Annotated in this window: 18 protein-coding genes and 1 pseudogene; all 19 read left to right on the top strand. The window is 59.6% G+C overall.

Annotated features, from left to right (window positions below; translation table 11 throughout):
* A pseudogene (gene tuf, locus VJR68_RS18725) lies at nt 1–140 on the top strand (elongation factor Tu); the annotation flags it as partial.
* 379 nt (nt 141–519) lie between these two features.
* Nucleotides 520–831, top strand: coding sequence for a 30S ribosomal protein S10 (rpsJ, locus tag VJR68_RS18720; protein WP_014402136.1), 312 nt, complete (start codon nt 520–522; stop codon nt 829–831).
* Between the two features lie 20 nt (nt 832–851).
* A complete protein-coding gene (rplC, locus tag VJR68_RS18715) occupies nt 852–1,493 on the top strand; it encodes a 50S ribosomal protein L3 (protein WP_324150134.1) in 642 nt (213 codons plus the stop codon).
* 11 nt (nt 1,494–1,504) lie between these two features.
* Nucleotides 1,505–2,107: a 50S ribosomal protein L4 gene (gene rplD, locus VJR68_RS18710; protein WP_324150133.1), complete on the top strand. Its 603-nt coding sequence runs from the start codon at nt 1,505–1,507 to the stop codon at nt 2,105–2,107.
* Nucleotides 2,104–2,397: a 50S ribosomal protein L23 gene (gene rplW, locus VJR68_RS18705; RefSeq protein WP_324150131.1), complete on the top strand. Its 294-nt coding sequence runs from the start codon at nt 2,104–2,106 to the stop codon at nt 2,395–2,397. The genes rplD and rplW overlap by 4 nt, the downstream gene beginning before the upstream one ends.
* Before the next feature lie 17 nt (nt 2,398–2,414).
* Nucleotides 2,415–3,236, top strand: coding sequence for a 50S ribosomal protein L2 (rplB, locus tag VJR68_RS18700; RefSeq protein ID WP_188792861.1), 822 nt, complete (start codon nt 2,415–2,417; stop codon nt 3,234–3,236).
* 11 nt (nt 3,237–3,247) lie between these two features.
* A complete protein-coding gene (rpsS, locus tag VJR68_RS18695; RefSeq protein ID WP_188792860.1) occupies nt 3,248–3,520 on the top strand; it encodes a 30S ribosomal protein S19 in 273 nt (90 codons plus the stop codon).
* 1 nt (nt 3,521) lies between these two features.
* Nucleotides 3,522–3,857, top strand: coding sequence for a 50S ribosomal protein L22 (rplV, locus tag VJR68_RS18690; protein ID WP_128899624.1), 336 nt, complete (start codon nt 3,522–3,524; stop codon nt 3,855–3,857).
* Between the two features lie 13 nt (nt 3,858–3,870).
* Nucleotides 3,871–4,635, top strand: a complete 765-nt coding sequence (rpsC, locus tag VJR68_RS18685; protein ID WP_324150129.1) for a 30S ribosomal protein S3 — start codon at nt 3,871–3,873, stop codon at nt 4,633–4,635.
* Between the two features lie 11 nt (nt 4,636–4,646).
* On the top strand, nt 4,647–5,060 hold the full coding sequence (rplP, locus tag VJR68_RS18680; RefSeq protein ID WP_126683172.1) for a 50S ribosomal protein L16: 414 nt from the start codon (nt 4,647–4,649) through the stop codon (nt 5,058–5,060).
* A complete protein-coding gene (gene rpmC, locus VJR68_RS18675) occupies nt 5,060–5,245 on the top strand; it encodes a 50S ribosomal protein L29 (RefSeq protein ID WP_188792858.1) in 186 nt (61 codons plus the stop codon). The genes rplP and rpmC overlap by 1 nt, the downstream gene beginning before the upstream one ends.
* A gap of 12 nt (nt 5,246–5,257) precedes the next feature.
* Complete coding sequence (gene rpsQ, locus VJR68_RS18670; RefSeq protein ID WP_324150127.1) at nt 5,258–5,518, top strand: 30S ribosomal protein S17; 261 nt, start codon at nt 5,258–5,260, stop codon at nt 5,516–5,518.
* A 15-nt stretch (nt 5,519–5,533) separates the two neighbouring features.
* The gene (gene rplN, locus VJR68_RS18665) at nt 5,534–5,902 is read left to right on the top strand and encodes a 50S ribosomal protein L14 (protein ID WP_324150125.1); all 369 of its coding nucleotides are present in this window, start codon (nt 5,534–5,536) and stop codon (nt 5,900–5,902) included.
* Between the two features lie 14 nt (nt 5,903–5,916).
* Nucleotides 5,917–6,231 (top strand): 50S ribosomal protein L24, encoded by a 315-nt coding sequence (gene rplX / locus VJR68_RS18660; RefSeq protein WP_284333570.1) that lies wholly within the window; start codon nt 5,917–5,919, stop codon nt 6,229–6,231.
* Nucleotides 6,232–6,242: 11 nt separating this feature from the next.
* Nucleotides 6,243–6,782, top strand: coding sequence for a 50S ribosomal protein L5 (gene rplE / locus VJR68_RS18655; RefSeq protein ID WP_324150123.1), 540 nt, complete (start codon nt 6,243–6,245; stop codon nt 6,780–6,782).
* A gap of 18 nt (nt 6,783–6,800) precedes the next feature.
* A complete protein-coding gene (gene rpsN / locus VJR68_RS18650; RefSeq protein ID WP_324150121.1) occupies nt 6,801–7,106 on the top strand; it encodes a 30S ribosomal protein S14 in 306 nt (101 codons plus the stop codon).
* Nucleotides 7,107–7,404: 298 nt separating this feature from the next.
* Entirely contained in the window at nt 7,405–7,800 is a 396-nt protein-coding gene (gene rpsH / locus VJR68_RS18645; protein ID WP_324150120.1) for a 30S ribosomal protein S8, read from the top strand.
* A 10-nt stretch (nt 7,801–7,810) separates the two neighbouring features.
* Nucleotides 7,811–8,338 (top strand): 50S ribosomal protein L6, encoded by a 528-nt coding sequence (gene rplF, locus VJR68_RS18640; protein WP_324150118.1) that lies wholly within the window; start codon nt 7,811–7,813, stop codon nt 8,336–8,338.
* 50 nt (nt 8,339–8,388) lie between these two features.
* Nucleotides 8,389–8,742, top strand: a complete 354-nt coding sequence (gene rplR, locus VJR68_RS18635; protein WP_324150116.1) for a 50S ribosomal protein L18 — start codon at nt 8,389–8,391, stop codon at nt 8,740–8,742.
* The last annotated feature ends 38 nt before the right edge of the window (nt 8,743–8,780 follow it).

The raw sequence follows: 8,780 nt of genomic DNA, 5'->3' as shown, positions 1-8,780 counted from the left end.
AGATGGTGATGCCGGGCGACAACATCAAAATGAAGGTGGTGCTGATCTCGCCGATCGCGATGACGGAAGGCCTGCGTTTTGCGATTCGCGAAGGCGGCCGTACGGTAGGCGCTGGCGTCGTCGCCAAGATCACCAAGTAATGGAATAGAAGAAAACCGCCTGCCTCGCAGGCGGTTTTCTTTGATGCTTGTCATATGGTCGTAAATAGGCTATAGTCGCCAAGTTGTCGTTGCTGGAAATACCGGCAACATACCGCGAAATGAGGTACAGGACGTGCTTCGAGTTCGCTAACAAGGATGTTGCGGTCCCGGCGTAGAGCTGTCGCTCTGTCGCCAAGATGGGGTTCCGCATGCGCTATCTGTCTGGGCAGGCCGCAAAACGGCCTGCCTGGCGTTTTGAGGTCTCTTGAGTGTAAAAAGCTTGAGGCCGTTGCAGGGTTTGCAGTGCAGTATGGGTTGTGCGGAGTGGCGAGAAGCTACTTCGATTCACAGTTTGTTCTTTAGATAACAGGACACGGTTATGGCGAACCAAAAGATTCGCATTCGGCTCAAGGCGTTCGATCATCGTCTGATCGACCGTTCGGCCAGCGAAATCGTCGAGACGGCCAAGCGCACCGGCGCTACGGTGCTCGGTCCGATTCCGCTTCCGACCAAGATCGAGCGCTACACCATTCTGGTGTCGCCGCACGTCGATAAAGACGCTCGCGATCAGTACGAAACCCGCACCCACAAGCGCGTGCTGGATATCGTCGATCCCAACGACAAGACCGTGGACGCGCTCATGAAGCTCGATCTCGCCGCTGGCGTTGACGTTCAGATCAAGCTTGGTTGAGCGATAGACAGGATACGAACATGAGTATCGGACTGGTTGGCCGCAAATGCGGCATGAGCCGACTCTTCACCGAAGACGGGCGCTCGATTCCGGTGACGCTGATTGAAGCGACTCCGAATCGCGTTACGCAGGTGAAGACGGAAGATAACGATGGTTACAGCGCGGTGCAGGTCACCGCAGGCGCTAAGCGCGCCAGCCTGCTGACCAACCCGGAGAAAGGTCACTACGCCAAGGCAAAGGTTGAGCCGGGCCGTGGCCTGTGGGAGTTCCGCCTGAATTCGGCAGACGCCGGCAAGTATGCCGTGGGCGCCGAAATCAAGGCTGACGATGTGTTTCAGGTCGGCCAGATCGTCGACGTGGCCGGCGTCAGCAAGGGCAAGGGCTTTCAAGGCACGATCAAGCGCCATGGTTTCACCATGGGCGACGCTACTCACGGTAACTCGCTGTCGCATCGCGCGCCGGGTTCTATCGGTCAGCGTCAGACGCCAGGTCGCGTGTTTCCGGGCAAGAAGATGTCGGGCCACATGGGCGCGGTGAACCGCACCGTGCAGGGCCTGGAAGTGGTCAAGGTCGACGGTGATCGTCACCTGATTGCGGTGAAGGGCGCTGTGCCGGGTGCTACCGGCGGCGACGTCATCATCCGTCCGACCACCAAGGGTTGAGGAGAGACGGCATGGAACTGAATGTTATTGGCGCCAAGCCGCTCAGCGTGTCGGACGATGTGTTCGGCGGTGAGTTCAAGCAGGCTCTGGTCCACCAGGTTGTAGTGGCCTACCAGGCCGGTGGTCGTGCAGGTACGCAGTCGCAGCTTTCGCGTAGCGATGTGTCCGGTACCACCAAGAAGTTCAAGAAGCAAAAGGGCGGCGGTGCTCGTCACGGTGACTATCGTGCTCCGATCTTCGTCGGTGGTGGTGTCACTTTTGCCGCCAAGCCCCGTAGCTATGAGCAGAAGGTCAACCGTAAGGCTTATCGCGTAGCGATCCGCTCCATCCTTTCGGAGCTCAATCGCCAGGGTCGTTTGAAGGTGGTCGAGGGCTTTGGCATCGACGCTCCGAAGACGAAGGCGATGGTCGCGAAGATGGCCGAGCTCGAGGTGTCGGGTCGCGTGCTGCTGGTATCGGAAGATGCAAACGAAGCGCTGTACCTGGCTTCGCGCAACATCCCCTATCTGCATGTGGTCGATGTGCTTGCGCTGAACCCGGTCAGCTTGGTCGGTTCCGACTATGTGGTCATGACCGTCGAAGCGGTCAAGAAGGTCGAGGAGTGGCTGGCATGAGCAACGAACGCATTCTGAATACGCTGCGCGCGCCGCACATTTCCGAAAAGGCGGCCCGTCTGGCCGAGCATAACCAGTACGTTTTCGTGGTTGCTCCTGAAGCAACCAAGGCTGACGTCCAGGCAGCGGTGGAAAAGATGTTCGACGTCAAAGTCGAGCAAGTGAACCTCGTCAATGCCAAGGGCAAGGCCAAGTCCTTCCGTTTCCGCGCGGGCAACCGTCAGGGCAAGCGCAAGGCGTACGTTCGTCTTGCTGCCGGCCAGACGATCGACGTGGCGGCCAAGGCCTGAGCCAGGAGTTCTGACAGATGGCACTAATCAATCACAAGCCAACCTCGCCAGGTCGTCGTGACGCCGTCAGCGTCCGCACCGAGGGGCTGCACAAAGGTGCACCGTACGCACCGCTGACCGAGAGTCAGAACAAGACGGGTGGCCGCAACCATTTTGGTCGCATCACCACGCGTCATCGCGGCGGCGGTCATAAGCAGGCCTACCGCATCATCGATTTCAAGCGCGACAAGGAAGGCATTGCCGCCAAGGTCGAACGCCTGGAATACGATCCGAACCGCACCGCGCACATTGCGCTGCTGTGCTATGCCGATGGCGAGCGTCGCTACATCATCGCGCCGGCCGGCGTCGCGGTGGGCGATCGCGTGGTCTCCGGCCACGATGCGCCGATCAAGGTCGGCAACAGCCTGCCACTGCGCAATATCCCGGTCGGTTCGACGGTGCACTGCGTGGAAATGAAGCCCGGCAAGGGCGCACAGATCGCTCGTTCGGCGGGCGCCTCGGTGCAGTTGATCGCACGCGAGTCTGGTTACGCCACCCTGCGTCTTCGTTCCGGCGAAATGCGCAAAGTGCCGGTCGACTGCCGCGCCACCATCGGCGAAGTCGGTAATTCCGAGCATAGCCTGCGCAAGCTGGGCAAAGCCGGTGCCACGCGCTGGAAGGGCATTCGCCCGACCGTTCGTGGCGTGGTAATGAACCCGGTCGACCACCCGCACGGTGGTGGTGAAGGCCGTACTTCTGGCGGCCGCCATCCGGTCAGTCCCTGGGGTACGCCGACCAAGGGCTACAAGACCCGTAACAACAAGCGCACGCAGCAGTTCATCGTGCGTCGTCGTAAGTAAAGGAAACCGTCATGCCGCGTTCTTTGAAGAAAGGTCCCTTCGTCGACCTTCACCTCATTAAGAAAGTGGAAACTGCGGTTTCCACCAATTCCAAGCGTCCGATCAAGACCTGGTCGCGTCGTTCGATGATCCTGCCGGAAATGGTCGGATTGACCATCGCCATCCACAACGGTCGCCAGCACGTGCCGGTACTGGTCAACGAGAACATGGTCGGGCATAAGCTCGGCGAGTTCGCGGTGACGCGTACTTTCAAGGGCCATGGCGGCGATAAGAAGGGCAAGTGAGATGAGCACTGAAGCCAAAGCGATCCTGCGCAGCGCTCGCATTTCAGCGCAGAAGGCACGCCTGGTAGCTGACCTGGTTCGCGGTATGCCCGTGGGCCGCGCCAGCGACGTGCTCCAGTTCACCAACAAGAAGGCTGCACACCTCGTTCGCAAGGTGCTGCTGTCGGCCGTCGCCAATGCTGAGAACAATCTCGGCGCCGACGTCGACGAGCTGAAGGTCTCGCGCATCTTCGTGGACGAAGGTCCGGCGATGAAGCGTATGTATGCCCGCGCCAAAGGTCGCGGTTCGCGCATCCTGAAGCGCACCAGCCACATCACTGTGGTCGTTGGTAACTGAGAGGACGTAAACGATGGGTCATAAAGTTCATCCCACCGGTATCCGCCTCGGCATTGCCAAGGACTGGAACTCGAAGTGGTACGCCAATAAGGGCGAATACGCCCAGTATCTCGCTGCCGACCTCAAGGTCCGCGAAATGCTGCGCAAGAAGCTGGCCGCTGCCGGTATCTCGAAGATCCAGATCGAGCGTCCGGCCAAGACTGCCCGCGTGACGATTCACACCGCCCGTCCGGGCGTCGTGATCGGCAAGAAGGGCGAGGACATTGAGAAGCTGCGCAAAGAAGTCAGCGACATGATGGGCGTTCCGGCGCACATCAATGTCAACGAAGTGCGCAAGCCCGAACTCGATGCACAGCTGGTGGCCGAATCGATCGCGCAGCAGCTTGAGCGCCGCATCATGTTCCGTCGCGCCATGAAGCGTGCCGTGGGCAATGCAATGCGCTTGGGTGCGCTGGGTATCAAGATCAACGTATCAGGCCGTCTGAACGGCGCCGAGATCGCACGTTCCGAGTGGAGCCGTGAAGGTCGCGTGCCGCTCCACACCCTGCGTGCGGATATCGACTACGGCACCGCCGAAGCGAAAACCACCTACGGCATCATCGGCATCAAGATCTGGATCTACAAGGGCGAAATCTTCGACCTGTCCCAGGTTGGCCAGGAGCCGAAGGAAGAGCAGGCCGCTCAACCGCGCCGCGAGCGCGAGGGTGGCGAGGGGCGTCGTGAAGGGCGTCGCGATCGCGAGGGCGGTGAAGGCCGTCGCGAGCGGACGGCGAAGTAAGGAGAGTTGCCATGTTGCAACCCAAGCGAACCAAATACCGCAAGCAATTCAAGGGCCGCAATGACGGTCTGGCCTTCAGCGCCAACCTCGTGAGCTTTGGCGAGTACGGCCTCAAGGCCACCACGCATGGCGCCCTGACCGCGCGCCAGATCGAAGCGGCTCGCCGTTGCATCACGCGTTTCGTGAAGCGCGGCGGCAAGTTGTGGATCCGCGTGTTTCCCGACAAGCCGATCACCAAGAAGCCGATCGAAGTCCGAATGGGCGCAGGTAAGGGGGGCGTGGAGTTCTGGGTCGCACCGATCCAGCCGGGCCGCATGCTTTATGAAATCGAGGGTGTCGACGAGGCTACCGCGCGTGAGGCGTTCCGCCTGGCCGCTGCCAAGTTGTCGGTGCAGACCCAGTTTGTGACCCGGGCGGTGATGTGATGGACATCAAAGACCTAACCACCAAGTCGGCCGAAGAGCTGAAGCAGCATCTGCTGGACCTGCGCAAGGAGCAGTTCAACCTGCGCATGCAGAAAGGCACCGGCCAGCTCAGCCAGCCGCATCAACTGCGCCGCGTTCGGCGTGATATCGCCCGCACGAAGTTCGTGCTCGGCGGCAAGAAGTAAGAGGCGGCCGACATGAGCGACAACCAAAAACATGTGCGCACCCTCGAGGGTCGCGTTATCAGCAACAAGATGGAAAAGACGGTCACCGTTCTGATCGAGCGGCAGGTGCAGCATCCGCTGCTCGGCAAGATCGTACGTCGTTCCACCAAGCTCCACGCGCAGAACGATCTGGGCGCGAACGAGGGTGACGTGGTTCGTATTTCGGAATGCCGTCCGCTTTCCAAGACCAAACATCACCGCGTGGTCGAAATCGTCACGCGCGCCGAAGCGTAAGGGGAGGGTGCAGCCATGATCCAGATGCAAAGCACGCTTTCTGCCGCCGATAACAGTGGCGCCAAGGAATTGATGTGCATCAAGGTGCTCGGCGGTTCCAAGCGCCGTTACGCCGCGATCGGTGATGTAATCAAGGTCACCGTGAAAGATGCCATTCCGCGTGGCAAGGTGAAGAAAGGCGAGGTCTATAACGCCGTGGTGGTTCGTACCTCCAAGGGCGTGCGTCGCGCCGACGGTTCGCTGATCCGTTTCGACGGTAATGCGGCCGTGCTCCTCAACAACAAACTCGAGCCGATCGGCACCCGTATCTTCGGGCCCGTGACTCGTGAGCTGCGTGGCGAGAAGTTCATGAAGATCGTCTCGCTCGCACCCGAAGTGCTCTGAGGCGGAGAAGAACCATGAACCGTATCCGCAAGGGTGATCAGGTCATCGTGATCACCGGCAAAAACAAAGGTCAGCGCGGCGACGTGCTGCGCGTTGAGGGCGATCGCGTGTTCGTCTCCAACGTCAACCTGGTCAAGCGTCACACCAAGCCGAATCCTCAGGCCAACCAGGCCGGTGGCATCGTTGAGCGTGAGGCCTCGATCCATATCTCCAATGTGCAGCTGTTCAACCCCGCCACGAACAAGGGTGAACGCGTCGGTGCCAAAACGCTCGCTGATGGGCGCAAGGTCCGCGTGTACCGTTCGTCCGGCGAGGTCGTGGACGCGTGAGGAACACGAACATGACGCGCCTTGAAACCTTTTACAAAGAGCAGGTCATCCAGAAGCTCACCGAGCGGTTCGGATACCAGAACGTGATGCAGGTTCCGCGCATCACCAAGATCACGCTGAACATGGGCGTGGGCGAAGCGGCGGGCAACAAGAAAGTGCTCGAGAATGCCGTGGCCGACATGGCCAAGATCGCCGGCCAGAAGCCGATTACGACCAAGGCGCGCGTTTCCGTGGCCTCGTTCAAGATCCGTGATGGTTGGCCGATCGGCTGCAAGGTCACGCTGCGCCGCGCGACCATGTGGGAATTCCTTGATCGACTGATCAATATCTCGCTGCCTCGCGTTCGCGATTTCCGCGGCGTGTCCGGTCGCGCCTTTGATGGCCGTGGTAACTACAACTTCGGTATCAAGGAACAGATCATCTTCCCGGAAATTGACTTCGACGCCGTTGACGCCATGCGCGGTATGGATATCTCCATTACCACCACGGCCAAGACCGACGAAGAAGCCAAGGCGCTGCTGGAAGCCTTCAGCTTCCCGTTCCGCAACTAAGAGAGTCGCGAGAAATTTATGGCAAAAACCTCCATGGTTAACCGCGATATCAAGCGGTCCAAGCTCATCAAAAAGTACGCCGGCAAGCGCGCCGAGCTGAAAGCTATCGTGGCGAGCCCCAAGTCCTCCTATGAGGAAAAGATGGATGCGCAGGCCAAGCTGCAGAAGCTGCCGCGTGATTCCAGTGCAAGCCGCCTGCGCAACCGCTGCGAACTGTCAGGCCGTCCGCGCGGCGTGTATCGCAAGTTCGGTCTCGGCCGTAACAAGCTGCGCGAAGCAACCATGCGTGGTGACGTTCCGGGTCTCCGCAAGGCGAGCTGGTAAGTACCTGCAGTGTTGAGCTCTCTCCCTCGGGAGAGAGTTTTGGCTGGATGCCGGCTTCTCCAGATTTTCAGGTAACGCCAGGCAGTTGGACGTCGTTGCCAAAAATCCCGCCTTGACCTTTTCTGAAAAGAGGAAAAGGGTGGGTAACGATTGTTTTATCGCATCAGTATTCGCAAAAGCTGGAAAAGGCTGATACACTTGTCGGTCTGCGCATCGCAGGCCGGCGCGTCCGTCGGTTCACAATCTAGAATTGATCTCCGGTTTTATCGGATATCGGTGCACTCTGAAGGATGTTTTCATGAGCATGACTGATCCCATCGCCGATCTGTTTACGCGCATCCGCAACGCCCAGGCTACGGGCAAGCAGGTTGTCAGCGTACCGTCGTCGAAGTTGAAGGTGGCATTGGCCAACCTTCTCAAGAACGAGGGCTACATCCTCGACGCCAAAACCTCCGAAGCGGAGGGCAAGCCGGTGCTCGAGATCAAGCTCAAATATTTCGAAGGCCGTCCCGCAATCGAGCGCATCGAGCGCGTCAGCCGTTCGGGCCTGCGCGTGTACCGCGGCAAGGACGAGTTGCCCAAGGTGCTTGGTGGTCTTGGTATTTCGATCATTTCGACGTCCGCCGGTCTGTTGACCGACGCGCAGGCTCGCGCCCGGGGCGTGGGTGGCGAAGTCATCGGCCTGGTCGCGTAAGGAGTCTCCGATGTCTCGTGTTGCCAAGAAACCCATTACCCTGCCCAAGGGCGTCGAGATCAAAGTTGCCGACGACGGCATCGCCGTGAAGGGCCCGAAAGGTGCTCTCTCAGTGCACGCCCTTCCTGGTGCTTCCGTGTCCGTTGAAAACGGCGTGGTAAAAGTCCAAGTGGCGGAAGGTGCCGAAGATAAATTCGGTGGCACCGTTCGTGCGCTGCTGGCCAATATGGTCAAGGGTGTTTCCGAAGGTTATGAGCGTAAGCTGGAGCTCGTTGGCGTGGGTTACCGCGCTTCGATGGCTGGCAAGGCGCTGAATCTCAGCCTCGGTTTTTCGCATCCGGTCGTGTTCAACGCGCCGGAGGGCATTACCCTTGAGACCCCATCGCAAACCGAAATCCTGATCAAGGGTTCCGACAAGCAGTTGGTTGGTGAGGTCGCTGCCAAGATTCGCGGCTATCGTCCGCCGGAGCCCTACAAGGGCAAGGGCGTGCGCTATGCGGGCGAGAAGATCACCCTGAAGGAAGCCAAGAAGGCCTAATAGCGGGTCATTCCGCTAAGTAGCCGATCCGCTTCCTGGAGACACACACGATGAACAAGAAAGAAGCCCGTCTGCGCCGTGCCAAGTCTACGCGCGCCCATATCCGCAAGCTCGGTGTGGCTCGTCTGTCCGTGCATCGCACTGGTCAGCATCTCTACGCCCAGGTGTTTGACGCCGCAGGCGTGAAGGTCGTGGCAGCCGCTTCGACGGTGCAGAAGGCAGTGGCCGAAGGCCTGAAGGGTACCAAGAACCTTGAGGCAGCGGCTGCTGTAGGTAAGGCGATTGCTGAGCGTGCAAAAGCGGCCGGCATTGAATCCGTAGCCTTCGACCGTTCTGGCTTTCGCTATCACGGTCGTATCAAGGCGCTTGCCGACGCTGCCCGCGAAGCTGGCCTCAAGTTCTAAGCGGTAACAACAACAACTCCAAGCGGCTCAGCCGCAAG

Source organism: Dyella sp., assembly GCF_035277725.1.
Lineage (GTDB): Bacteria > Pseudomonadota > Gammaproteobacteria > Xanthomonadales > Rhodanobacteraceae > Dyella_B.
The sequence above is the reverse complement of the archived record's forward strand: the minus strand, read 5'-3'. Positions and strand labels throughout refer to the sequence as shown.